Genomic DNA, 25101 nt, shown 5'->3' on the forward strand with positions numbered 1-25101 from the left:
CCCGTGGGCTCAGCGTCAACCCGGGGACGCCCGAGACTGAAATCAGTCGGTGTCGCTCTTGAAGGCGACTTCGACAGCGGCCTCGCGGGCCTTGCGCACGGGCGCGAAGCGCCACTGCTTGACGGCCTCCACCGCGGCGGTGCCCAGTCGCGAGTGACTCGCCTTGATGACCGAAGCTTGCTGCACAGCGCCGTCGGGGCCGACCGTGAACTGAACCTGGGCAAAGCCTGAGCGGAAGTTGCCCTGCTGCAGCTGGCGTGGGATGGCCGGCTCGACCTTGGCCAGCAGCTTCAGGGGCTCTTCGGCTTCTTCCTCAGCCGGCTTGGGCGGCGGCTCTGCGGCCCGTGCCGCAGCGGCCAGTGGGGCAGCGGGGGCGGGTGTCGGCGCCGCCGAGGCGAGCAGCACGGGGGTGCGCTCAAGTTCAGGTTCAGGCTCGGGTGCCGCCTGGGATGCGATCGCAACGGTGGAAGGCGCGACAGCGGTGGCCGCGTTGAGTGCGGGCGCTGTGCTGGAGGCCGTGCTGGGGGCCGCGCTGGGCGTTGGTGCAGGGGCGGGCCGGGGCGCAGCCGCCACAGGGGACGGGGCCGGCTTGCGCGGCGCGGCGGCGGGCGCCGGTGAGGGCGCGGGGGCGGGCGCCTGACGATTGGCGCCCTTGTCGGCGTTGAGCTTGATCCAGTGGAAGACGGCGTCGGCGGCCTTCTGCGCACGCTCAAGGCTTTCGGCCTTGGGTGCTTCTTGTTGGGCGCTGGCCGCTTGGGCCAGCATCAGCAGGGCGCCCGCGATGGCGGGCAGGGCAAGCGCCAGGGCAGGGCGCGGTCCGAGTGTCATGACAGCTCCACGAAGACATGTCGGCCGGTGGCAAATGCCACCTCGGTCGAGGTGGCGGACTCTAGTCAGACTGTGGGATGGCGTCAGCGGGGTTTGTCCTGCACGCGACGCAATTTGAGGCCGCTCCCGGCAAAGCGTCACGCTTGGCCGATGGTTCAAGACCCCAGCAAGGAGCGGCAGCGCTTCTCGTGCTGCTGGATCTCGGCCAGCGTCACCTCGATGTCATGGCGCTGCTGTTCGAGCTGTTGGCGGTGCTGCGCCAGGATGGTGAGGAAGGCCCGCAACTGGGGCGCGGCGCTGGCCTGGCTGTCATACATGTCGACCAGTTGCTTGATCTCCTGTAGAGCCAGGCCCAGGCGCTTGCCGCGCAGTGTCAGCTTCAGCCGTGTGCGGTCTCGCGGCGTGTAGATGCGGTTGCGGCCCTTGCGGCCCGGTTCCAGCAGGCCCATGTCCTCGTAAAAGCGGATCGCGCGCGGCGTGATGTCGAACTCGGCGGCGAGTTCAGTGATCGTGTAGGTCGTTTCGGTCGCGGCGGGGACAGGTCGGCGGGAGGGCATGGCTACACTCAATTGACGTAAACGTCAGTCTAGAGCGGTCATGGCCAATCCACGCGAATCCGAACTCCATTACCCCCTGGGCGATACCCTGCCCCAACCCGGCGAGGCGCTAGACCTGGCACCCGGCGTGCGCTGGGTGCGCATGGGCCTGCCTTTTGCGCTGGACCACATCAACCTGTGGCTGCTGCGCGACCGCATCGACGGCCGCGAGGGCTGGACCATCGTCGACTGCGGCATCGCCAGCGACGACACACGCGCCAACTGGGAGCAGGTGTTTGCCGCGCACCTGGACGGTTTGCCCGTGCTGCGTGTCATTGCGACGCATTTCCACCCTGACCACCTCGGGCTCGGGCACTGGCTGACCGAGAAATGGCACTGCCGGTTGTGGATGAGCGCGACCGACTACAACCTCGCCCGCCTGGCCAGTGGCTCGACGGTAGGCATGGGCGGAGCTTCGGCAGCAGCCTTCTTTGGCAGCCATGGCCTGACCGACCCCGAGTCGCTGGAGAAGATCCGTGCCCGCGCCGACTACTACCCCAAGATGGTGCCGATCGTGCCGGCCAGCTACCGGCGGTTGATGGATGGCAGCGAGATCGACATCGGCGGGCGCACCTGGCGCTGCATCGCCGGCTACGGCCATGCGCCCGAGCACATCAGCCTGTTCTGCGAAGAGGCCAAGCTGCTGATCAGCGGCGACATGGTGCTGCCGCGCATCTCGACGAATGTGTCCGTCGTCGACGTCGAGCCCGAGGCCGACCCGCTGACGCTCTATCTGGACTCACTCAAACGCTACCTGGAGCTGCCGGCCGACACGCTGGTGCTGCCCTCGCACGGCAAGCCCTTCACCGGCCTGCATGCGCGCATCGACCAGTTGCAGGAGCACCATGAAGAGCGCCTCGCCGAGGTCATCGCCGCCTGCCGCGCCGAACCGACGCATGCGGCCGGCCTGCTGCCCGTGCTGTTCAAACGCAAGCTCGATCTGCACCAGACGACGTTCGCGATGGGCGAGGCGATCGCTCACCTGCACGCGTTGTGGCTCAAGGGCGATCTGAAGCGCGAATTGGGCGCCGACGGCGTCTACCGCTTCATGGAGTAAGCCCCTCGTCCAAGGACTACCTTGGCCGGTCCCCCGAGGGGGACGGCGATGCTTGCGGCATTGAACCGCAAGCACATCGCCCAACGCGGGCCGGCTAGGGAGCGGCCCGGCGCTCGCCCCGCAAATCTCATATGGCTGCAGCAGTGGAGTGCTGAAAGAGAAACGCCGCCGACGATCAAGATCGTGCGGCGGCGGTCCGGCTTAGCGCGGTACCTTCGCTCCCTCCGGGCTGGGCCGGCTCTGGGGTACCTGTGTGACAGCGTCAGACGAAGTGTTGCGCTTTGTGAAGGCGCCAGGGTGACGCTGGCTCGGTAGTATTCACATGCAAGCCATTGCGGCGGGTATTGGGTATCCGTATTTCGGGCCGAGTGCCGGGCCGCCCCAAGCCGGCCCGCCTTGGCGATGTGCTTGCAGCTCAATGCTGCAAGCATCGCCGTCCCCTCGGGGGCTGAGGCCGGACACATGGCGCCCAGTGGGCGGCATGTGCCTGCCGAAGAGCTGCGGCACTGCCGCAGCGCGGTCTGCAAGACCGGCCAGGTTGGCCGGCGTTCAGCCGGGCCAGACTGGACGAGGGGCCTACTGAACCACGATGGATTCCTCGCGCAGCGCATCGCGCGAGCGCTCGAAATCAGGCAGCACGGAGCGCACCGTGTCCCAGAACGCTGGGCTGTGGTTCATCTCGCGCAGATGGGCCAGTTCGTGGGCAACGACGTAGTCGATGATGGCCGGCGCGAAATGGATGAGGCGCCAGTTCAGGCGGATGGAGCCGTCGGCGCTGGCGCTGCCCCAACGTGTCTGCGCCGAGGACAGGCGCAGCGACTTCATGGCCACGCCGAGCTGCGCGGCGAACTGCCGGCAGCGCGGCAGGAAGTCCTCGCGCGCGCGGGCCTGCAACCAGGACTGGGCCAGGTCGCGGATCTGCTCGGCCGAGGCGCCCGGCGGCAAGGGCAGGCGCAATTGGCGTGTGGCGGCATCCCACACCACCTCGCGTTCGGCAGGTGCCAGCACCAGCGTCAAGGCTTCGCCGAGATAGGGCAGGCGACCGCCGTCCAGCCACTCGATGCGCGACGCCTGGATCCGCTGCTGGCGTTCGCGCTGCTCGACGAGCTTGCGCAGGATCCAATCGCCCTTGTGATGCAGGGCGCGTTCGATCTCGTTGATTGGCACCCAGCGCGGTGCGCTGACGCGCAGGCCCTGCGGCCCGACGACGAAGCCGATCGAGCGCCGGCGCGCCCGCTTGAGTTCATAGCCGATGCGATGCTGGCCCAGCAGCAGCTCCCGCCGCGCGCGTGGCGCGCCGGGCTCTGCCGGTGTGATCTCCGGCTCCACGTCGAACAGTGACAGCTGGCTGTCCTGCAGGAGTGGGGCCGGGCGCTTGGCGGGCATGGCGCTCAGCGTTGGTTCGCCGCCGCGTCGCCGGCGACGCCGGCGGACGGAGGGTTGGCATAGGCCTCGGGGTCGAGGCGGCGCATCTCGGATTCGATCCAGTCCTTGACCTCGTTCATCAGCTCGGCTGGCGAGCGACCCTCGGGCCGGATCTGCCGGCCGATGGAGATGTCCACCACGCCCGGACGCAGCAGGAAGCTCTTGCGGGGCCAGCAGCGCGCCGCCGTCGCCGCGATGGGCACGACGGGCAGGCCGGCCTCGATGGCCAGGCGGGTGCCGCCGGTCTTGTAGTCGCCCACCTGGCCGCGCGGGATGCGCGTGCCTTCGGGGAACATGATGACCCAGTTGCCCTGGCCACCGAGGCGTTTGCCCTGGCTGAGCACCTTGTTCCAGGCCTCCGTGCGGCGGCCACGGTCGATATGGATCATGTCCATGCGCGCCATCGCCCAGCCGAAGAAGGGCACGTAGAGCAGTTCGCGCTTGAAGACATAGGCCAGCGGATGGCTGAGCAGGGCCGGGTAGGCAAAGGTCTCCCACGTGCTCTGGTGCTTGGACAGCAGCACGACGCCGGCGCGGCGGTCCGCAGCCGACGGCAGGTTCTCCATACCGTGGATGCGCCAGCGGATACCGCAGATGAGGCGCGCGCTCCAGATGGCGACCTTGAGCCAGCCGGCACAAGCCCAGTAGACCGGGTCGCCACGGCGGAAGATGGACAGGATGACGACACCGGTCGCCCAGGGGATGACGGTGACGACGAGAACCAGGACAAAGATCAGCGAGCGGATAGCGCTCAGCAAGGTGGACATCAGTTCAGGTCTCCGGCCTGGGTGTCGGGGGTCAGCACCTGGCCGCGCTGCACGGCAACGCGGCGGCGCTCTTCCTGGATGATGGTTTCGGCAAAGCTCATCAGATCGTCGTGCACACGGGCCGTGGGCACCTGCACGAGCAGGTTGGCGAGCTCGTTGGTGCCGAGGCTGCCGAAGGGCCCGGTCAGCACGAGGTGGGGCATGCAGCCGGCGTTTTGCGCTGTCAGCAGGTCGGTCAGCGACGCGCCGACCATGTGGATGGTGGCGAGCGCGACGTCGAAGCGCTCGCCGATCTGCTGGATGAGGCCGGGCAGCGGCTTGCGGCAGTCGCAGCCCTCCTCGGGCGTGTGCGGGCAGAAGAAGGCGGCGTCCAGGCGCCCGCCCTTTTCGGCCAGCAACTGGTTCAGGCGGATGTGCACGGCATTCAGCGAGGCCATGTCCAGCAGGCCGCGGCCAATGCCGGCCTGGTTGGTCGCCAGCACCGTATGCCAGCCGGCATGATTGAGGCGCGCGACGGCCTCCAGCGCCCCCGGCAACGGGTCGAGCTCCTCCGGCGCCTTGACGTGGTCGTCGCGGTAGCGGTTGATCGTGCCGTCCCGCCCAAGGATGACGAGCTTCATGCCGTGGGCGTGGTCGGCGCGCATGGAGGCTTTAGGCAAGGCGCGACAGGTCGGCGACCCGGTTCATGGCGGTATGCAGGCGGCCGAGCAGCGCCAGCCGATTGGCGCGGAGCAGCGGGTCCTCGGCATTGACCATCACGTCGTCGAAGAAGGCGTCGACCGGTCCCTTGAGCGCAGCCAGGGCCTTCAGCGAGCCGGTGTAGTCATGCTGCTCGAACAGCAGGTCAGCGGCGGGCTGGACTTCAGCAATCGCCGCGGCCAGGGCCTGCTCGGCGGCTTCCTTCAGCAGTTCGGACTTGACCTCGGTTGGCACCTCGCCCTCGACCTTCTTCAGGATGTTGCTGACGCGCTTGTTGGCGGCAGCCAGCGACGCGGCCTCGGGAAGCAGAGCGAAGGCGCGCACTGCTTCAAGGCGGCGCGGCACGTCGCCAAGCCGAGTGGGGTTCAGTGCCAGCACCGCATCCACCTCCTGGGCGCTGTAACCCTGGTCACGCAGCGACACAGACAGGCGATCAGCGAAGAAGCTCAGCAGCGGTTCACGTGGGTTCTCGATGAGCTCGCCGAAGGCCGGCACGGCCGCGTCGATCAGCGCGGGCAGGTCCAGCGGCAGGTTCTTCTCGACCAGGATGCGGATGACGCCCAGCGCATGGCGGCGCAGCGCGAACGGGTCCTTGTCGCCGGTTGGCAGCTGGCCGATGCCGAACAGGCCCACCAGCGTCTCCAGCTTGTCGGCCAGGGCCACGACGGTGCCGGTGTGGTTGCGCGGCAGCGCGTCGCCGGCGAAGCGGGGCTTGTAGTGGTCCTCGATGGCGATGGCCACGCCGTCGCGCAGGCCTTCGTGGCGAGCGTAGTAGCCGCCCATGATGCCCTGCAGCTCCGGGAACTCGCCGACCATGTCGGTCAGCAAATCACACTTGGCGAGCTGGCTGGCCTGCTGGACCTTGCTGTCCAGCACCTTGAACTCGTCGTCGGCGTCGACCGTGTAGGGCAGGGTCGCCATGCTCAGTTGGTTGACGATGGCGTGGGCGATCTGCCTGACGCGCTCGGCGCGCTCACCCTGGCTGCCCAGCTTGCCGTGGTACACGACCTTGGCGAGGCCCGGCAGGCGGTCTTCGAGCTTTTTCTTGCGGTCCTGGTCGAAGAAGAACTTGGCGTCGGCCAGGCGCGGGCGCACGACGCGCTCGTTGCCCTGCGTGACGGCGCTGGCGTCGGCGGGCGCGATGTTGCTGACAACCAGGAAGTGGCGCGTCAGCTTGCCCTGCGAGTCCAGCAGCGGGAAGTACTTCTGGTTGGCCTTCATCGTCAGGATGAGGCACTCCTGCGGCACGGCCAGGAACTCGGCCTCGAACGCACAGGTCAGCACATTGGGGCGCTCGACCAGGGCGGTGACTTCGTCGAGCAGGGCCGCGTCATCGATGGGCGTGAGGCTCAGCGCGTCGGCAGCGCCCTTGAGTTGGCGCGAGATCTCGGCGCGGCGCTCGGCAAAGCTGGCGATGACGGCGCCCTGGTCGCGCAGTTGAGCGGCGTAGCTGTCGGCCGATTCGATGCTGACCGTGGGCTGGGTGGCTTCAAAGCGATGGCCGCTGGTCATGCGGCTGGCAGTCAGGCCCAGGGCCTGGACGGGCACGATCTCGTTGCCGTGCAGCGCCACCAGGCCATGGGCCGGCCGCACGAACTTCACGTCGGTCCAGCCGTCTCCCAACTGGTAGCTCATGACCTTGGGAATGGGCAGCTTGGCCAGCGTCTCGTCGAGCGCCTTCTGCAGCCCTTGGGCGAGCGTGGCGCCAGCCTGCATGCTGTCCCAGAACAACGCCTCGGCCTTGCCGTCGGGCAAGCGCTTGAGCTGCGGCACGACCTCTGGGCCAGCGCCGATGGAGGCCAGCTTCTTCAGCAGCGCGGGCGTGGCCTGGCCGTCGGCAGTCAGGGCCACGGCGACTGGCATCAGCTTCTGCTGCACCGCTTTGTCGGCAGCCTTCGGCAGGACGCCGGTGACATGCACGCCCAGGCGACGGGGCGATGCGAAGGACGTGACGGCGGCGTCCGCGGCCGCCAGGCCCTGGGCCTTGAGGCTGTCGGCCAGCACGCTGGCGAAGGACTCGCCGAGCTTCTTCAGCGCCTTCGGCGGCAGCTCTTCGACAAACAGTTCAACGAGCAGATTCATCAAGCGGCCGCCTTCTTGCTGTTCTTCAGTTCGATCTGCGCGATCACGTCGTCCGCCCAGGCCTTGGGTGCCATCGGGAAGCCCAGACGCGCCCGGCTGTCCAGGTAGCTCTGCGCGACTGCACGGGCCAGGTTGCGGATGCGGCCGATGTAGGCGGCGCGTTCGGTCACGCTGATGGCGCCACGCGCGTCCAGCAGGTTGAAGCTGTGGGCGGCCTTCAGCAACTGCTCGTAGGCGGGCAGGGCGAGCTTCTCGACCATCAGCTCCTGGCTCTTCCTTTCATGCGCGGCAAAGGCCGACAGCAGGAAGTCCACGTCGCTGTGCTCGAAGTTGTAGGTCGACTGCTCCACCTCGTTCTGGTGGAACACGTCGCCATAAGTCAGGCCGTCCGTGTAGACCAGGTCGTAGACCGATTCCTTGCCCTGCAGATACATGGCCAGGCGCTCCAGGCCATAGGTGATCTCGCCGGTGATGGGCTTGCAGTCGATGCCGCCAACCTGCTGGAAGTAGGTGAACTGCGTGACCTCCATGCCGTTCAACCAGACCTCCCAACCCAGGCCCCAGCAGCCGAGCGTCGGGTTCTCCCAGTCGTCCTCGACGAAGCGCACGTCGTTCTTCTTCAGGTCGAAACCGAGCGCCTCCAGCGAGCCGAGATACAGCTCCAGGATGTTGGCCGGCGCGGGCTTGAGCACGACCTGGTACTGGTAGTAATGCTGCAGCCGATTTGGGTTGTCGCCATAGCGGCCGTCCTTGGGGCGGCGGCTGGGCTGCACATACCCGGCCTTCCAGGGTTCGGGGCCAAGGGCGCGCAGGAAGGTGGCGGTGTGGCTGGTGCCGGCGCCAACTTCCATGTCGTAGGGCTGGAGCAGGGCGCAGCCTTGCTTGGACCAATAGTCCTGCAAGGTCAGGATGATTTGCTGGAAGGTCAGCATGAGGCAAGGGGGAGAGGGGGTGGCCGATTCTATGAGGCCGCCCTGCGCAGGCCCGCGAGGGCCAACAGGGACAAAAGCCAGAGCGGCCAGAGGCCTAGCGCCGCCAGCCAGCGGGCATAGGGCGTGGAGCCGCTGCGACCGTCAACTTCGACCTCCAGCACGCCGCGCTGCAAGGCGGGCAGCCGGGCGGTGATGCGGCCATGGTGGTCGACGAGGGCGGTCGCGCCTGTGTTGGTGGAGCGCGCAACCGGCCGCTGGAACTCGAGGGCGCGCATCTGCGAGAACTGCAGGTGCTGGTCCTGGATCATGACGGTGCCGAACCAGGCCAGGTTGCTGACGTTGACGAAGGCGGTCGCCGCGTCGGGCCCGACGGCGCTCTGCACGAAGTCCTCGCCGAACAGATCCTCGTAGCAGATCAGCGGCCGCAGCCTCTGGCCGGCGACGGCCCAGGGGCGCTGGTGGTCGCCGCGGGCCTGGTCGTCCAGCGGGATGTTCATGGCATGCACGAACCAGCCAAAGCCCGGCGGGATGAACTCGCCGAAAGGCAGCAGATGGCGCTTGCCGTAGTGGTAGTCGCTGCCCAGGGCGACGACGGAATTGACGAAGCCCTCGTCGGCATTGCCGAGGAAGGCGCCGAGCAGTGCGGGGCGTTCGGGGCGGGCCAGGCGCACGAGGGTGGCGCGGTCCAGCTCGGCCAGCGGCAGCGGCACGACGGACTCGGGCGTGATGACGACCTGGCCGCGCGCCGACTCGATGAGCCGGGCCAGCAACTCCAGGTTGGCGGCGAAGCGGGCCGGGTCGAACTTCTGGTCCTGCGGAATGCTGGGCTGCACCAGGGAAAGGGCCAGGCGGCCGCTCGAGGTCGTGAAGTCCTGCGGCAGCAGCAAGCCCGCCAGCGGGATCAGCAGTGCAGGAGCGGCCCAGGCAACGGCACCGCGTTTCAGCCACACGAGGCCGGCGGCCGCCAGCGCCGCCAGCGCCGAGATGCCGTAGACCCCCACCCAGGGCGCCCAGCCCGCCAGCGGGCCGACGGTGTGGGCATAGCCCGCAGCGATCCAGGGGAAGCCGCTGAGCCAGGTCGCCCGCGCCAGTTCGGCCAGCAGCCAGGCCGGCACCAGCGCAAGCAGCCGCCAGCGGCCCGGCGCGATCCAGCGAGCGGTCAGGCCCAGGGCCAGCGCATAGAAGCCGCTGAGAAAGGCCGCCAGCAGTGCCACCGCCAGCGCGGCGAGCAGCCAGGGGATGCCGCCGAACTGGTGCATGCTGATGTGCAGCCACCACAGGCCCGAGGCCAGCCAGCCGAAGCCGAACAGCGCGCCGACCAGGGCCGTCGACCTGGGCGTGGCCTGCTCGACGGTGCTGAACAGCAGCGCCAGCGCGATGAGCTGCAAATACCAGGCGCCGGTGGGCGCAAATGACGCCGTGTGCAGCAGGCCTGCGACCAGGGCGACAGCCGCAGCCCTCGCGCGGTTCACGCCTGGGTCTCGTCTTCGGGCGCGCGCGTGACCTTGAACCAGCGCACCGCGCCGCCGCGGGTCAGCATGACAGCAAAGTTCAGGCCGCCGACCTGCACGACTTCGCCGCGGCGCGGCACGCGGCCGTGCTCATGGGCGATGAGGCCGCCGATGGTGTCGAAGTCGTTGTCCGGCAGGGCCAGGTTGAAACTGCCGTTGACGGCCGCGATGGTCGCGTCGCCGGCGATGCGCTGGCTGCCGTCGGCCAACGTGTAGATGCCGGACTCGCCGTCCTTGTCATCGAACTCGTCCTCGATCTCGCCGACGATTTCCTCCAGCACATCCTCGATGGTGATGAGGCCGGCGGTGTTGCCGAACTCGTCGATGACGATGGCCAGGTGGTTGCGGTTGGAACGGAAGTCGCGCAGCAGCTCGTTCAGGCCCTTGCTTTCAGGCACGAAGACGGGGGGGCGCAGCAGCGCACGCAGGTTCAATTCGGGCGCGCGCTGCATCTTCAGCAAGTCCTTGGCAAGCAGGATGCCCATGATGTTGTCGCGGCTGCCCTCGAAGACCGGGAAGCGCGAATGGCCGGTGTCGATGACCAGACCGAGCAGCTCGTCATAGGGCGCGTCGATGTCCAGCAGGTCCATGCGCGGTGCGGCCACCATGGCGTCGCCGGCGGACAGCTCGGCCATGCGCAGCACGCCTTCCAGCATCTGGCGCGACTCGGGCTCGATCAGCTCGCGCTGCTCGGCGTCGGCCAGGGTATCGATCAGTTCGCTCTTGGAGTCGGGGCCGGGGTGCAGGAACTCCAGCATGCGCTCCAGCAGGCCACGGGCCTCGGGCGGGTGTTTGGCGGCCCCGCGAACTGGGGGCCTGCCTGAATGCGGTTCGCTCAAGGGGAGCTGTCAGGGTATTGCGGAAGGGACAGAATAGCCGATTGATTTGACAAAACCTTGTGCTGGGCCTCCCAGCCCCCATATCTGCCGCCTTCGACGAAAACGGTTCCCATCATGTCCAAGCCCCAAGGCCTCATTCCCGCCACCATCCTGACCGGTTTTAGTTGCGGCCGTGCCGCCATGGGCGGCACTTCACGTCAGCTGCGCTGACATGAGCCTCCACTGAAGCCCTCACTTCAACCCATTCCACGCCAATCGAGAGTCGTTATGTCCCAAGGCCTTATTCCCGCCACCATCCTTACGGGCTTTCTCGGTGCCGGCAAAACCACGCTGCTCAAGCGGGTGCTGACCGAGGCCCATGGCCAGAAGATCGCCGTCATCGAGAACGAGTTCGGCGAAGAGAACATCGACAACGACATCCTGGTGTCCGACACCAACGAGCAGATCATCCAGATGAACAACGGCTGCGTCTGCTGCACCATCCGCGAGGACCTGCGTACGACCCTGTCCGATCTGGCCGCCAAGCGCCGCAAGGGCGAGCTGGACTTCGAGCGCGTCGTCATCGAGACCACCGGCCTGGCCGACCCCGGCCCCGTCGCCCAGACCTTTTTCATGGACGACGAGATCGCCGAGAGCTATCTGCTGGACTCGGTGCTGACGCTGGTGGATGCCAAGCACGCCGAGGAGCAGCTCAACAGCCGCCAGGAAGCGCGCATGCAGGTGGGTTTTGCCGACCAGATCTTCATCAGCAAGGCCGATCTGGTCGAGCCGGCGGCCGTCGAGGCCTTGATGCACCGCATCAAGCACATGAACCCGCGGGCACCCATCCAGACCGCCCATTTCGGCGAGGTGGCCCTGGCCAAGGTGTTCGACCTGCGCGGTTTCAATCTGAACGCCAAGCTGGAGATCGACCCGGATTTCCTCAAAGCGGACGCTCACGACCACGGCCATCATCACCATGATCACGATCATGAACATGGCGAGCATTGCGACCATCCCCACCACCATGCCCATGATGACGACGTGAAAAGCTTCGTCTTTCGTGCCGACAAGCCTTTCAACCCGGCCAAGCTGGAGGACTTCCTGGGCGCCATCGTGCAGGTTTACGGTCCCAAGATGCTCAGATACAAGGGTGTCCTACACATGAAAGGCACGGACAAGAAGGTCATCTTCCAGGGCGTTCATCAGATGATGGGCTCCGATCTCGGCCCGAAGTGGATGCCGGGAGAGAAAAAGCAGAGCAAGATGGTGTTCATTGGTATCGACCTGCCAAAAGAGGTACTGATGCAAGGCTTGGAAGGCTGCTTGGCGTGATGTTTTTTTGCCCCGGGAGCACCGTTTCCCGGGGGGTGAAGGCTGAAGATTCCCTGTGGCTACAATCCGCCGCGCTCAAAATTGGGCAGCCGGCTGAAAAGCAGTGGGATCAAGGTCTGACACCGCGCCGATGCAAGCCCTGAGCGAGGAGAAGACAGTGAGCAAGACCCCGGCCCCCAAAACCGCCCCCAAGGGCGCCAAGAAGACTGACCCCGGCGCCGACGTCGCGATGCTCGAGGCGCCCGCGCCAGCCAACCGGTTCGCCGACCGGTTTGCTCCGCCCAAGCCGCCCGTGCGTGGCGCTGGCCATGTCGACGAGACGCCGCGCATTGCTGCCAAGGGTGATCCCAAGCTGGCCAACGCCTGGAAGACCAAATCGGGCGCCGAGCTGACGGACGCCGAGGTGCTGGCCATGCCGGACTCGGAGTACATGAACGCGAAGCAGATCGAGTTCTTCCGCGCCAAGCTGACCGAGCTGAAGGACGGCGTGCTGTCCAACGCGGGCGAGACGACCGAGCATCTGCGCGAGGACACGACCATCGTTCCCGATCCGGCGGACCGCGCCACGATCGAGGAAGAGCATGCGCTGGAGCTGCGCACCCGCGACCGCGAGCGCAAGCTGCTGAAGAAGATCGTGCAGTCCATCGCGCGCCTGGACACCGGCGAGTACGGCTACTGCGACGAGACCGGCGAGCCTATCGGCCTGGGCCGCCTCATCGCCCGCCCGACGGCCACGCTGTCGCTCGAAGCGCAGCAGCGCCGCGAGCTCAAGCAAAAAATGTTCGGGGACTGAATGGAGCCCCTCGTCCAAGGTGAACCTTGGCCGGTCCCCCGAGGGGACGGCGATGCTTGCGACGTTGAGCCGCAAGCACATCACCCGGACGGGCAGGCTTGGGAGCGGCCCGGCGCTCGGCCCGTGGGTCGCTGACACCCGTTCGTTTCCACGAGGCATAGTCCAGACATGTCCGAATCCAAGCCCGCAGACCCGAAGGAAGGCGACAGCTTCTTCCGCAAGGTGGCGCGCTTCGTGGCCAACCCCACGACGGACTGGGCCGAGATCAATTCGCGTCAGGACGACCCCGAGGGCGACCTCGCCAAGGCCGAACTGCGTGCGATGGTGGAGCGCAAGCGCCGCAACGACTTCGTGCGCAAGCGCGAGCTCGACATGCTGCGCCGCATCCGCCGCGAGGGCCTGACGCCCGAGCAGCTCGCGGCCTTGGCCTCGTCGCCGTCCCGGATGGGCGACGACGAGCGCATCAGCGAGCCCAATTCCAAGATCGACCTGGGCGTGAAGGCCAAGATCGACGAGATCGAGCAGCAGATGGTGGGCGAGAGCTTTGCGACGACGCAGGCCGTGCCCAAGCAGCAGCCCGGGTTCTTCGACACCAGCACGCGGCCGGTGGCCTTCTCGTCCAGCGTCGCGGCGCCGCCGGCCGTCGAAGCCAACGGCGGCCGCGTCAGCGAGTTCTCGACGCCCCGCGAAGTGCAGCGCCTGCAGGCGCCGACGCCGCCGGCGGCGGTGACCATGGGCGCGGCCATCCCGCCGCTGTCCGACTCGCCGCCCAGCCGCCTGCCCGACCTGCCGGCGCTGGACATGCCGCTGTCCTTCACGCTGGCCGAGTCCACGCCCGATGTCGAGGTTCAGGAGGTCGTGCACGACCCCGAGCTCGACGAGGCCGTCATCGCCTTTGCGAACGCCGACTACGAGAACAGCGAGCGGGCCCTGACTGAACTCGTGCGCCCGGGCGGCAGCCGCAATCTGCACGGCGAGACCTGGCTGGTGCTGTTCGACCACTACCGCGCCACCGGCGCCCAGGGCAAGTTCGAGGCCTTGGCTGTCGAGTACGCCCAGCAGTTCGGCCTGTCGGCACCGCAGTGGTTTTCCATGCCCAAGCTGGTGGCCGAATCGACACGCCAGTCCAACCGCTCGCCCATGGCCAAGGCCAGCCAGGTCAGCTGGACGGCGCCCTCCACCGTGAGAGCCGAGGATGTGACGCTGCTGCAAAAACGCAGCGAAACCCTGCCCATGCCCTGGGTCTTCGACTGGGGCCCGCTGGAAGAGATCGAGATCGAGGCCGCCATCCAGATGCGCCAGCTGTTTCGGGTCTGGGCCCAGCAGCAGGTCGACCAGCGATGGGTGGGCGGCGACCGCTTCCTGAACCAGCTCAAGGAGCTGGCGCCAGTGGGCGAACGCGACACCGACCCGGTGCTCTGGATGCTGCGGCTGGAAGCGTTGCGCCTGGCCAACCGGCCCGATCAGTTCGACGAGGCCGCCATCGACTACTGTGTGACCTACGAGGTCTCGCCGCCGTCCTGGGAGCGCGCCAAGTGCCGCGTGCGCATCGGCGGCGAAGGCTCGTCGACCAACAGCCCGGCCACGAGCTCGATGCAGAGCGAGGCGCAGTCGACCTTCCTCGACACGAGCGTGGCCGAGGCCAGCCTGGCCCAGCTCGAATTGATGGGCCAGATGAGCGGCGACATCTCCGACAACCTGCGCACGCTGTCCACCGAGGTCGGCGACGCCAGCATCATCAACATCTCCTGCACCAAGCTGATCCGGCTGGACTTCATGGCCGCTGGCGACCTGCTGAACTGGGTGCTGCAGCGCCGGACCGAGAACCGTACGGTCGTCTTCACCGACGCCCACCGGCTGGTCGCGCTGTTCTTCGGCGCAATGGGCATCAACGAGCATGCCAAGGTCAAGGTGCGGATCAACTGATCCGCGGCCGCGGCCGCCCTTGCGAAACCGCGGCTGAACCTCAACTGGGACGGCCTATGTCTTCAGAATCTTCTGCCGTCTATCACGGCACCACCATTGTTTCAGTGCGCCGCCAGACGCCCACCGGCTGGCAGGTCGCCATCGGCGGCGATGGCCAGGTAACCCTGGGCAACATCGTCGTCAAGGCCAGCGCGCGCAAGGTGCGCAAGCTCTACCGTGACCAGGTCCTGGCGGGTTTCGCCGGCGCCACGGCCGATGCCTTCACGTTGTTCGAACGCTTCGAAGCCAAGCTGGAAAAGCACCAGGGCCACCTGGTGCGCGCGGCGGTCGAGCTGACGCGCGACTGGCGCACCGACCGCGTGCTGCGGCGCCTTGAAGCCATGCTGGCCGTGGCTGACAAGACCGCGTCGCTGATCATCACCGGCAATGGTGACGTGCTGGAGCCCGAACAGGGCATCGTCGCCATCGGCTCTGGCGGCGCCTACGCCCAGGCCGCCGCCAAGGCCTTGCTGGCGCACACCGATTTGAGCGCGTCAGACATCGTCAAGCGTTCGCTTGAGATCGCTGGCGAGATCTGCATCTACACGAACCAGAACCATACCCTCGAGGTGCTCGAATGAGTTCGATGACCCCCCAGGAAATCGTCTCCGAGCTGGACCGCCACATCGTCGGCCAGCAGGCCGCCAAGCGCGCCGTCGCCATTGCGATGCGCAACCGCTGGCGCCGCCAGCAGGTCGACGAGAAGCTGCGCGGCGAGATCACGCCCAAGAACATCCTGATGATCGGCCCGACCGGCGTCGGCAAGACCGAGATCGCCCGCCGCCTGGCCAAACTGGCCGGCGCGCCCTTCATCAAGGTCGAGGCGACCAAGTTCACCGAGGTCGGCTATGTCGGCAAGGATGTGGACTCCATCATCCGTGACCTCATCGAGGTTGCCGTCAAGCAGGAGCGCGAGGGGGCCATGCGCCGCTGCCAGACGCGCGCCGAGGACGCCGCCGAGGAGCGCATCCTGCAGATACTGTTGCCGGGCAGCCCGAGCTCGCAGGACGGAGACAACGCGACGCGCCAGACCCTGCGCAAGCGCCTGCGCGAGGGCCAGCTCGACGACAAGGACATCGAGCTCGATCTGCTCGCCCCCAGGCCCACGATGGAAGTGCTCGGCCCGTTCGGCAACCAGCCGGGCATGGAGGACATGGCCGAACAACTGAAGGGCATGTTCAGCCAGTTCGGCGGCACTCAGAAGAAGACGCGCAAGCTCAAGGTCGCCGAAGCGATGAGGCTGCTCGTCGACGAGGAAGCGGCCAAGCTCGTCAACGAGGAGGAGATCCGCGCCGCGGCGCTGGCCAATGCCCAGGAGATGGGCATCGTCTTCATCGACGAGATCGACAAGGTGGCCTCGCGCAACGAACACGGTGGCGCCGAGGTCTCGCGCCAGGGCGTGCAGCGCGACCTGCTGCCGCTGGTCGAAGGCACGACGGTGTCGACCAAGTACGGCCTCGTCAGGACCGACCACATCCTCTTCATCGCCAGCGGCGCGTTCCACCTGGCCAAGCCTAGCGACCTCATCCCCGAGCTGCAGGGGCGCCTGCCCATCCGCGTCGAGCTGGATTCGTTGTCGGTCGCCGACTTCGAGGCCATCCTGACCAGCACCCACGCCAGCCTCGTCAAGCAGTACCAGGCCCTGCTCGCCACCGAGGGTGTCACGCTGGACCTGCAGCAAGGCGCCATCCGCCGCCTTGCGGAGATCGCCTTCGAGGTCAACGAGCGCACCGAGAACATCGGCGCGCGCCGCCTGGCGACGGTGATGGAGAGGCTGCTCGACGAAATCAGTTTCGACGCGCCGCGCAATGCGGGTCAGACCGTGACGCTCGATGCGGCAGCGGTCGACGCCAAGCTGGCGGCGCTGGCAGCGAACGAGGATTTGAGCCGCTTCATCCTGTAGCGGCGTCAGTGCGGCAGCGCCTGGCCGCTGCCCACCCAACGCAGCAGCTGCATCAGCGTGGACGCCTGCGTCTTGCCGAGCAGGTTGCGGACATGGCTGCGCAGCGTCGACAGGCACAGGCCGAGATGAGTCGCGGCGACCTCGACCGTCATGCCGTCGCCCAGCAGCATCAGCACATGTCGCTCCGTTGCGCTGAGGCGGCTGTGGCGGGCCAGCGCGTCGATGCGGGCGGCCTGTGTCAGTGCGGGCTGGTCGAGGTGGATGACCAGCAGCACCGCATCGCCCGGCCAACCGGTGCTGGCGGCCAGGTCTTCGGGCAGCGGCATGCAGTGCAGCCAGCCGGTGCTGATCTGCGGCGTGAACCACAGGCCGACATAGGACGTCGAGCCGGCCACGGCCAAGCGCAGCGGCGACTCCAGCCTCGTGGCGTCAAGCTGGCCGACATGCATCAGATGCTCAGCGCTCACATCCACGCGCCGATCACGCAATAAGCCTTCGGCGCCGCGGTTGCGGAACAGCAGGCGTCGGTCCGGCCGCACGATCAGCATCGGTTGGGGCAGGGCGGCGAGCACTTGGCAAGTTGTTCCGGGAGGAGTGAAGCCCGAATGGACGCGATGACTCGCTGTTTGGGTTTGAAGGGCGTTCAGCATGAAGATCTCCCTGAGCGTTGGCGATGACAGCGGTTGATTTGCTGTCAAGTTTGACGGCCGAATCCTGTCCGCGCATTGCCCTGAAGGCCCGGCCGGATGGCTCAACCACCGCCGCTCGGGTGGCGCACCAGATCCCAGACCGGGTCGGCCCGGTTGTGAGGGTTTGTGAGCATGGCTTGCCATTGAGGCCTATCCAAAAGCCCAATGCCGGATCGGGCCCGCGATGCGCATTGCTCGCTAATATCGGCTCGCATCTTTTGCGCCCCATGAGAGTTCTGCTAGTCGACGACCACACCTTGTTCAGAGAGGGCATTGCCCTGCTGCTGCGTCCCCTCGTGCAACCCCTGGAGACCTGGGAGGCCGGCAGCAGCGAGGAAGCCGTCGCGGTCATTGAGGGGCGCGGCGCGGCCGATCTCGTGTTGATCGACCTGGGCTTGCCAGGCGCCTCGGGCCTTGAAGGCGTGCGGCGGCTGCGCGAGGCCCACCCGGAGATGCCAGTTGTCGTCATGTCGTCGGCCGACGACAAGGACACCGTGCTCGCCGCGCTGGACGCCGGCGCGATGGGCTTCATCCCCAAGAGCTCGACCTCGGCCGTCATGATCGGCGCGCTCAAGCTCATCCTGGCCAAAGGCATCTATTTGCCGCCCAGCGTCTTTCTTGCTGCGCGCAATCCTGCACCGGCCACGCCACCGGCCGCAGCGCCCGCAGCCGCCGTCACGCCCATGCTGGCGACTGCACCAGCCGGACCTGAGTTGCTGGCGGGCATCCCTTCGCGACGGCCTGCCGATCTCGGCCTCACACCGCGTCAGGCCGAGGTGCTGCACCTGTTGCTGCAGGGCCAGCCGGCCAAGCTGATCGCACGCGAACTCGATTTGTCACTCAGCACAGTGAAGGCCCACACCTCGGCGGTGCTGAGGGCGTTGAACGTCACCACCCGCACCCAGGCGATCGTCGCAGCCGGGCGAATGGGCCTTCGCTTCGACGACGGGTCACTGTCTCAGGCGGCTTCCAGCGACTCCTTGAGCGCCAGCAGCAGGCGCTGAAGTCCGACGGGTTTGTGCAGCAGGCCGGCCCCGAGGGCAGCGGCTTCGGCCAGCAGCCGCGCGTCCGTGTTGGCGGTCACCACCAGGGCGGGAATCTCCTCGTCGTAGTGGGCGCGCAGCTGCCGGATCACGCCCAGGCCGTTGCCCGAGATGCCGAGCTGGAAGTCGGTGAGGATGAGATCGGGCGTGCGCAGGTGCGCCTGCAGCTGCGCCAGCGCTTCGTCACCGCTGGCGGCAACCACTACATGGCAGCCGGCCCCGAGCAGCGCGTCTCTGACGGCTTCGCGGTTGGTCGCCTCGTCGTCGATGACAACGATGAAATTGCCCTCCAGCGCCTGCGGCGGCGTGTCCATCGCGCTGCTCGTGGCGTGCGGGGCCGCGGTGCCGGCCGCCAGCGGCAGCAGGACCTTGAACACCGAGCCCCGGCCTTCGCGGCTCTGCACGCTGATGGCGTAGCCCAGGATGTGCGCGCAGCGCCGCACGATGGACAGGCCCAAGCCCAGGCCCTTCTCCTGCCCTGTGCCCGGCGCACCGATGCGGAAGAACTCCTCGAAGATGGCCTCGCGGTGCTCCTCGGCGATGCCCGGTCCGGTGTCCCAGATCTGCAACTCGCACTGCTCGCCGCGGCGCCTGCAGCCAACCAGCACGCCGCCGCTGCGCGTGTAGCGGATGGCATTGGCCAGCAGGTTGCCGACGATGCGCTCCAGCAGCGTCGCGTCACCGCGCACCACCCAGCGGTCGGGTCGCAGTCGCAGGCTCAAGCCTTTCTCCTGCGCCTGAGGCAGCCAGGTCTCGGCGGCACGCTCCAGCAGCCAGCCCAGATCCACGTCCTCGACGTGGGGGTGCACGGCGCCGGCGTCGAGCTTGGAGATGTCCAGCAGGTTGCCGAACAGGTTCTCCATGGTCGTGACGGAGGACTGCACCTTGTCGGCGAGGTCGATCTGTGCCGGGTCGTTCAAGCGGGTGCGCAGCACACCGATCAGCAGGCTGATGGAGTGCATCGGCTGGCGCAGGTCATGGCTGGCGGCGGCGAGGAAGCGGGTCTTGGCAGCGTTGGCGCGTTCGGCTTCGTCCTTGCGCAGCGAGAGCTCGTCCAGCTGGGTCATCAAGCGCTGGTTCAGCAGGTCGATCTCATGGGCGCGGTCTTCGAGGACGTCGCGAGCGTCGGACAGCTCTTGTGTACGTTCGGCGACCTTGGCCTCCAGGCTCGCATATAACTCACGCAGACGCTGCGTCATCTGGTTGAAGTCGTCAGCCAGGTCTTCGATCTCATCGTGCCTTTTCAAGGCGATATGAGTCGTCAGATCACCAGCCGCAATGCGGGCAGTCGCCTTGCGCAGCGCGACGATGGGTGCGGCCATTTGACGCGCAAATGCCAGGCCAGCGAACAGCGCAGCCGCCGCGCCGATGGCCATCAGCAGCAGTGTGCGGCTCAATGTCGCCCAGGCAGGCTTGAGGGCTTGCGCGCGTTGCTGCTCCATGACTACCGTCCATGCCGTGCCGGGTACGGCAGCTGCAGTGGCGATCACGGGCTGCCCCACGAGATCGACCGTGTAGTAGCCGCGCAGCAGTATGGGTGTGGTCGACGGAACCTGACGTATCGTGCGGAACAAGTCGGTTAGTGAAAGATCGCGGCGCGCCAGCACGTGCGTAAGGCGCGGGTGGGCGATCAGCAGACCTTGCGCATCAACCACATACGCCAGACCACCCTCGCCGGCCTGTATCCGCGACACGATCTCACCGAGGAAGCGCAGATCGACGCTCGCGATAATGGCGTCCTGTCCGTCATAGACCGAGAGGCTGGCCATCGGTAGTTCATCGCGAAAGAAGGTCTTGCCGTCGGGCAGGTTCTGCGGGGCTCTGAATCCGACCAGCTTGGGCGGCTCAAGGAGCACTCCTTGATTGTGGCGGTCGGTTTGCGTTCGCGACACCAGCAGGAGCTCGCGACCTTGGGTATCCACAGTCTGCAGTTCCGTGATGGCGGGCATGAACTGCATGAGCCGGTGATATTCCTGCCGGCGCTCCGCGTTGCCGAAGCCGGGCTGACCCCAGGGCATCTTGGCGACATCTCTCAGACCCGCGCGAATCAGCTTGAGATAGTTGGCGATCTCCCGTGCGGCATGGCCCGCTTCGAGCTCCTGCGTCGCCTCGATATGCTCGATCGACTCGCGGTAGCCGAAATAGCTTTCGACGGCCCCCAGCAGCATAAGCAAAGTCAAAGTCAGGCCGATCATCCACACCGCAAAGCGCCGCGATATCGGGCGGTGTTGCGATGCAACTGACGAACTGACGTCCCTGGTCATCGCACGACCAAGTCCGCTTGACGCACCACCTGTGCCGACGGTGGCGGAAAGCCTTTGGCGGGGGTGGGCCGCACGGCCAGCACGATGCGGTAGGGCCGCTGGATAGGGATGGATCCTGGGGCTTCGCCTCGCAATACGCGCGTGAGGAGTTCGACCATGGCTGGCCATCGAAAATCGATGTCGACCATATAGGAAATGGGCGCGCCATCGACCACGTACTGAGTACGTCCGACGATGACGGGCTTGCCCCATGCCCGAAGCCTCGCAAGTACGGTTTCGGCGTGAAGCGTGGCCATGCCACTCGGCGCCAGGTACCACGCGTCGAACTTGGCCGCTTGCGGATCGTCGAGCACACGCTGGACTTCTTCAGCGTCATCAGCAAGCAAGACGGTGATGTCCAGTCCCAGGCTGTTGGCAACCCGAGGAAGCCTGCTCATGGCATTGCAGTTCGATTCCCACGGGCGGTCCATGAGGACAGCGACGGTCCTGATCTGCGGATAGGCATCGCGCAGAAACTCGAGCCGTTTGCCGTCCAGATCGTCTTCCATCCAGACGCCCGTGAAGGGTTCCGTTCTTTGCCCCATCGAATCGACGACTCGACTGCGCACGGGGTCGGTGAAGCTGGAGAAAAGTACCGGAATGGGCGCACTCTTGTCACGTACCGCTTTTGCGGTGGCTGTGGACGGCGCAACGATGACTGCGGGCCTCATCTGGATTGCCTCGCTGACGGCCTCTTCCAGACGAGTCATTTCCGGCAACGCTGCCACATGCTTGAGTCGCACGCGATTTCTCAGGTCCGCAGGCAGACGTTCAAGCGAATGGGTGAATGCCTCAAACCGAGGATCGTCGGTCACTGTCTCTCGCCCAAGATAGATCACCAGGAATTGAGAGGGTGCAATGGAGGAGTCAGACTGAAGAAGTATTGCGGGTGTTGCCGCTACAGCCATCCAGACTAAAGCATTGGCCATTTGCCTAATGTCCATCTCATTCCCGTTCGCTATGCTGAGACTGCTTGGCCAAGGGGGCTGACGCAATCGAGTTTAGGAGCCGACACCATGACAGAACAAACGCTTCAGGAACAAGAAACTCCGGACAGGGTGCAGGTCACGGTTGGACTGCAACTGGGGCTCGGCGAAGCGGAAGGACTTCCAGCGTTCACAGTGCCGCTGCCCGCGACATTCATCTGCTCTGAAGATGCGCACCTTGCCTGCAGCACGGTGCAGTTCGACGGGCTGTCGACGAAAGACATTGCTGGCCTCCAAGGCCCATTCGTTGCGCTGAACGCCATGATTCTGCAGGCGGCGGAGGCCAACGATCGCCTTGACCCGGGGAACTTGCCGGTCAAGATTCATATTCACAGTCCGGCTGTCGTGGGCGGGAAATTGATCGTGATCTGCGATTCCACGCAGGAAGGGTTCAGCCTTACGAATGCCTCCTGGCCACCGTTTGACATCGATGTGGTGGAGGCACTCGTTGAACAGGACTGTCAGCCCTGGTTGAACAGCGAGGCCGAATGACGCCATGACGCTTCGGGAGGGGTATCAATCGAAGGGCGAGGTCTCGGATCGTTTTGCTTCAGGCGCTCATCCGACGCTTTTGTGCAACTTCCCCCCATGCTGAACCTTAGACCTGGAGCGCAGCGCCCGGGCGTTGCACCCAGTATTGCCGCCAACCGCCCCGCGAGGTCTACCAGCGCCCGGGCGTGAGCTCGGTGCGCGAAGTCGCCGAACGCGTCATTTCCGCGCCGAGTTGATCGCCAGCAGCCCATCGAAGATCAACCCTTCAATGAGCTCATGAGGCGCGTCCAGCGCAGGCGCCACCTTCCAGCCCGCGCCGCCCGTCATCAGCAGCAGGGGCTCGCAGCCCTCGCGCTTGGCGAGCAGCCGGAACATGCGTTCGATGGCACCGGTGATGGCGAAGGTGCCGCCCGTCGTCAGCGCGTCGCTGGTATTGGTCGGGAAGTCGCACACTTCGCCGGTGGGCACGCGCAGGCCGGCGGTGCCGCCTTCCAGCGCGCGCAGCATGATGCCGTGGCCGGGCAGGATGAGGCCACCCAGGAACTCGCCGTCGGTGGACAGCGCGTCCACCGTCACTGCCGTGCCCACCATGACCACCAGCACCGGCCCTTCGAAGCCGCGCTTCTTGGCGTGTGCATGGGCGCCGATGACGGCCACCCAGCGGTCCGCACCCAGGCGCGTCGGGTGGTCATAGCCGTTCTTCACGCCGGCCGCCTCGGCGGCGGGCACGACCCAGCGGGGCACCAGGTCCCAGTGCTCCATCTGCTCCTCGACGCGGCGGCGCACCGCATCGCCGGCCACATTGCTGCCCAGGATGCGTGCCGGCGGCGCCAGGTGCTGCCAGTCGTCGTCGGCGAGACGGTCGATGTTCTCCAGGAAAACGGCACCGTGCTGCGTCGGCGGGCTGCCGGGCTCGGCACCGTCTTCATAGACGGCCCACTTGAGCCGGGTGTTGCCGATGTCGATGGCCAGAAAGCTCATGGGAGGCTGTGCCGTGAACGATGCCGCGAGCCTACCAGCGCATTTGTATCTGCCGGTGCGGGTTTCTGCTTCAATCAGCGGCTACTTCTGATCGCCCCTTCCCACGAGGAGAACCGCCATGCTGCGACGCCTGCGTATCCAAGCCCGCCTCTGGCTGGCGTTCGCCATCATCCTGGCGATGACGGCGCTGCTGGTTGCTGTCGGTGGCTTCGGTCTGAACGTGTCGCAGAAGGCCATCCAGGGCATCACGCAGAAGCTCATCCCGACGTCCAACATCACCGTTGCGGCCCGCAGCCACCTGCTGCAGAGCAAGACGGCCACGTCGACCCTGGTGGCCTCCATCTTCAACAAGGAAGGCATGGCGCGGGCCCGCAAGGAGTGGGACGGCGCCCAGGCGGGTCTGGACAAGGCGATGGACGACTTCGGCAAGATGACGACCGAAGACAAGGGTCGCGAGGCGCTGGCGAAGTTCCGCGTGCTGATGGCCGACTACCGCAAGGCCGTCAAGCCGGTGGCCGACAAGATCGGCGCGGATGGCTTCGCCGACGCCCAGTCGGCCTTCGAGGAGATGAAGGCTGCGGACGTCGCCTATGAGCCGGCGCTGTCCATGCTCAACAACATCGAGGCCGACCTGAAGAAGCGCGGCGATGACATCTTTGCGACGGTGGACAAGCTGGTGGGCAACGTCTTCGTCGGCTTCATCGTCGCCTTCGTTGTATGCGTCATCGTGGGCGGCGCGCTGGCCGTGCTGATCTCGCGCTCCATCATCGGCCCGCTGGTGGCGGCCAAGCGCTTTGCCGAGCGCATGGCCGGCGGCGACCTGTCACGAGCCCCCGAGGCTCGTGGCACGGACGAGTCCGCCGAGATGATGCAGGCCCTGGCCGCCATGCAGAAGTCGCTGTCCGAGATCGTCGGCCAGGTGCGCGAATCGGCCGAGAGCATCCAGGTCGCCTCCAGCGAGGTGGCCAGCGGCAACATGGACCTGTCCCAGCGCACCGAGCAGACGGCGTCCAACCTGCAGCAGGCGTCCAGTTCCATGACGGAGTTGACCGGCACCGTCAGCCAGAGCGCCGACTCGGCCATGACGGCCAAGCAGCTCGCCGGCGCGGCCGCCGAGACGGCCGGCCGCGGTGGTGAGGTCGTGTCGCGCGTCGTCAGCACCATGGGTGAGATCAACAACGCCAGCCGCAAGATCGCCGACATCATCGGCACCATCGACGGCATCGCCTTCCAGACCAACATCCTGGCGCTGAATGCCGCCGTGGAAGCGGCCCGCGCCGGCGAGCAGGGCCGCGGCTTCGCGGTCGTCGCCGGCGAAGTGCGCTCGCTGGCCCAGCGTAGCGCCGAGGCGGCGCGCGAGATCAAGGCGCTGATCGGCGCCAGCGTCGAGCGCGTCGAGGCCGGCACCCATCTCGTCAACGACGCCGGTGCAACCATGACCGACATCGTCGGCTCGGTGCAGCGCGTGACCGACATCATTGGCGAGATCAGCGCCGCCGCCGTCGAGCAGAGCCAGGGGCTGCGCCAGGTCAATGGCACCGTGACGGAGCTGGACCAGATGACGCAGCAGAACGCCGCGCTGGTGGAGGAGTCCGCCGCGGCGGCTCAGTCGCTGAAGGAGCAGGCGGTGAGGCTGGCGGGGCTGGTGTCCAGCTTCAAACTGAGCTGACGCCTCGACCGGCAAGCTTGTGCCGGTCGAGGCGGATGAGCCTTATCGCGGTCAGGCGTGGACTGCGGCATGGTGCCTTGAGTGGCTGTGTCGCTTCCGCTTCGCAGCGGTCGCTGTCCTTGAACTTTTCGCGCTCACTGGCGGCTTCGTCGCGGCATGCGGCCATCCGAACTGAGAACCGAACAATATGCTGCCTTGACCAAACCTAAACTGGCAGTAACACGACC

At 66.6% G+C, this 25101-nt stretch carries 22 protein-coding genes; 9 read left to right on the forward strand and 13 right to left on the reverse strand.

All coding sequences use genetic code 11. From position 1 onward, the window contains the following. Positions 1–42 precede the first annotated feature (42 nt). Both ASC95_RS04980 and ASC95_RS04985 read right to left on the reverse strand, forming a co-directional pair. Positions 43–828, reverse strand: coding sequence for a TonB family protein (locus ASC95_RS04980; protein ID WP_057296623.1), 786 nt, complete (start codon positions 826–828; stop codon positions 43–45). Positions 829–983: 155 nt separating this feature from the next. Next, entirely contained in the window at positions 984–1385 is a 402-nt protein-coding gene (locus tag ASC95_RS04985; RefSeq protein ID WP_057296624.1) for a MerR family DNA-binding transcriptional regulator, read from the reverse strand. Between the two features lie 40 nt (positions 1386–1425). On the opposite strand from ASC95_RS04985, the gene ASC95_RS04990 reads away from it, so the two are divergent. Continuing rightward, entirely contained in the window at positions 1426–2481 is a 1056-nt protein-coding gene (locus ASC95_RS04990) for an MBL fold metallo-hydrolase (RefSeq protein WP_057296625.1), read from the forward strand. A gap of 576 nt (positions 2482–3057) precedes the next feature. Here ASC95_RS04990 and ASC95_RS04995 read toward each other — a convergent pair. The 7 genes from ASC95_RS04995 to ASC95_RS05025 are packed head-to-tail and all read right to left on the reverse strand — an operon-like array spanning position 3058 to position 10736. Beyond that, complete coding sequence (locus ASC95_RS04995; RefSeq protein WP_057296626.1) at positions 3058–3867, reverse strand: M48 family metallopeptidase; 810 nt, start codon at positions 3865–3867, stop codon at positions 3058–3060. A gap of 5 nt (positions 3868–3872) precedes the next feature. Beyond that, positions 3873–4673: a 1-acyl-sn-glycerol-3-phosphate acyltransferase gene (locus ASC95_RS05000; RefSeq protein WP_057296627.1), complete on the reverse strand. Its 801-nt coding sequence runs from the start codon at positions 4671–4673 to the stop codon at positions 3873–3875. Continuing rightward, a complete protein-coding gene (gmhB, locus tag ASC95_RS05005; protein WP_235537693.1) occupies positions 4673–5317 on the reverse strand; it encodes a D-glycero-beta-D-manno-heptose 1,7-bisphosphate 7-phosphatase in 645 nt (214 codons plus the stop codon). The genes ASC95_RS05000 and gmhB overlap by 1 nt, the downstream gene beginning before the upstream one ends. 7 nt (positions 5318–5324) lie before the next feature. Next, entirely contained in the window at positions 5325–7454 is a 2130-nt protein-coding gene (gene glyS / locus ASC95_RS05010; RefSeq protein ID WP_057296628.1) for a glycine--tRNA ligase subunit beta, read from the reverse strand. After that, complete coding sequence (gene glyQ, locus ASC95_RS05015; RefSeq protein ID WP_057296629.1) at positions 7454–8386, reverse strand: glycine--tRNA ligase subunit alpha; 933 nt, start codon at positions 8384–8386, stop codon at positions 7454–7456. Before glyQ ends, glyS begins: the two co-directional genes overlap by 1 nt. Positions 8387–8415: 29 nt before the next feature. Next, complete coding sequence (lnt, locus tag ASC95_RS05020; RefSeq protein WP_057296630.1) at positions 8416–9858, reverse strand: apolipoprotein N-acyltransferase; 1443 nt, start codon at positions 9856–9858, stop codon at positions 8416–8418. Continuing rightward, positions 9855–10736, reverse strand: coding sequence for an HlyC/CorC family transporter (locus tag ASC95_RS05025; RefSeq protein ID WP_057296631.1), 882 nt, complete (start codon positions 10734–10736; stop codon positions 9855–9857). The genes lnt and ASC95_RS05025 overlap by 4 nt, the downstream gene beginning before the upstream one ends. A 267-nt stretch (positions 10737–11003) precedes the next feature. Here ASC95_RS05025 and ASC95_RS05030 point away from each other — a divergent pair, with 267 nt between their 5' ends. The 5 genes from ASC95_RS05030 to hslU all read left to right on the forward strand — a co-directional run bounded on the left by ASC95_RS05030 (position 11004) and on the right by hslU (position 16711). Beyond that, positions 11004–12050, forward strand: a complete 1047-nt coding sequence (locus ASC95_RS05030; protein WP_057296632.1) for a GTP-binding protein — start codon at positions 11004–11006, stop codon at positions 12048–12050. A 157-nt stretch (positions 12051–12207) separates the two neighbouring features. Then, positions 12208–12843 (forward strand): RNA polymerase-binding protein DksA, encoded by a 636-nt coding sequence (gene dksA, locus ASC95_RS05035; protein WP_369820580.1) that lies wholly within the window; start codon positions 12208–12210, stop codon positions 12841–12843. A 168-nt stretch (positions 12844–13011) separates the two neighbouring features. After that, positions 13012–14769: a hypothetical protein gene (locus ASC95_RS05040; protein WP_057296633.1), complete on the forward strand. Its 1758-nt coding sequence runs from the start codon at positions 13012–13014 to the stop codon at positions 14767–14769. A 56-nt stretch (positions 14770–14825) separates the two neighbouring features. Beyond that, the gene (gene hslV / locus ASC95_RS05045) at positions 14826–15389 is read left to right on the forward strand and encodes an ATP-dependent protease subunit HslV (RefSeq protein WP_057296634.1); all 564 of its coding nucleotides are present in this window, start codon (positions 14826–14828) and stop codon (positions 15387–15389) included. Continuing rightward, positions 15386–16711 (forward strand): ATP-dependent protease ATPase subunit HslU, encoded by a 1326-nt coding sequence (gene hslU, locus ASC95_RS05050; RefSeq protein ID WP_057296635.1) that lies wholly within the window; start codon positions 15386–15388, stop codon positions 16709–16711. The genes hslV and hslU overlap by 4 nt, the downstream gene beginning before the upstream one ends. 5 nt (positions 16712–16716) lie before the next feature. Here the strand turns inward: hslU and ASC95_RS05055 are convergent, their stop codons facing one another. Beyond that, positions 16717–17283, reverse strand: a complete 567-nt coding sequence (locus ASC95_RS05055) for a helix-turn-helix transcriptional regulator (RefSeq protein ID WP_057296636.1) — start codon at positions 17281–17283, stop codon at positions 16717–16719. Between the two features lie 344 nt (positions 17284–17627). Here ASC95_RS05055 and ASC95_RS05060 point away from each other — a divergent pair, with 344 nt between their 5' ends. Beyond that, the gene (locus ASC95_RS05060; RefSeq protein ID WP_057296637.1) at positions 17628–18404 is read left to right on the forward strand and encodes a response regulator transcription factor; all 777 of its coding nucleotides are present in this window, start codon (positions 17628–17630) and stop codon (positions 18402–18404) included. Here the strand turns inward: ASC95_RS05060 and ASC95_RS05065 are convergent. Together ASC95_RS05065 and ASC95_RS31640 are read right to left on the reverse strand one after the other, a co-directional pair. Continuing rightward, positions 18359–20707 (reverse strand): ATP-binding protein, encoded by a 2349-nt coding sequence (locus ASC95_RS05065; RefSeq protein ID WP_369820590.1) that lies wholly within the window; start codon positions 20705–20707, stop codon positions 18359–18361. The genes ASC95_RS05060 and ASC95_RS05065 overlap by 46 nt on opposite strands. Continuing rightward, a complete protein-coding gene (locus tag ASC95_RS31640) occupies positions 20704–21675 on the reverse strand; it encodes an ABC transporter substrate binding protein (RefSeq protein WP_162250718.1) in 972 nt (323 codons plus the stop codon). Before ASC95_RS31640 ends, ASC95_RS05065 begins: the two co-directional genes overlap by 4 nt. 87 nt (positions 21676–21762) lie before the next feature. On the opposite strand from ASC95_RS31640, the gene ASC95_RS05075 reads away from it, so the two are divergent. Then, entirely contained in the window at positions 21763–22224 is a 462-nt protein-coding gene (locus ASC95_RS05075) for a hypothetical protein (RefSeq protein ID WP_057296640.1), read from the forward strand. A 216-nt stretch (positions 22225–22440) separates the two neighbouring features. Here the strand turns inward: ASC95_RS05075 and ASC95_RS05080 are convergent, their stop codons facing one another. Continuing rightward, on the reverse strand, positions 22441–23205 hold the full coding sequence (locus tag ASC95_RS05080; protein WP_057296641.1) for a type III pantothenate kinase: 765 nt from the start codon (positions 23203–23205) through the stop codon (positions 22441–22443). Between the two features lie 118 nt (positions 23206–23323). On the opposite strand from ASC95_RS05080, the gene ASC95_RS32305 reads away from it, so the two are divergent. Continuing rightward, positions 23324–24874: a methyl-accepting chemotaxis protein gene (locus tag ASC95_RS32305; RefSeq protein WP_057296642.1), complete on the forward strand. Its 1551-nt coding sequence runs from the start codon at positions 23324–23326 to the stop codon at positions 24872–24874. Positions 24875–25101: the final 227 nt, after the last annotated feature.

This window comes from Pelomonas sp. Root1217 (assembly GCF_001425705.1).
GTDB lineage: Bacteria > Pseudomonadota > Gammaproteobacteria > Burkholderiales > Burkholderiaceae_C > Pelomonas.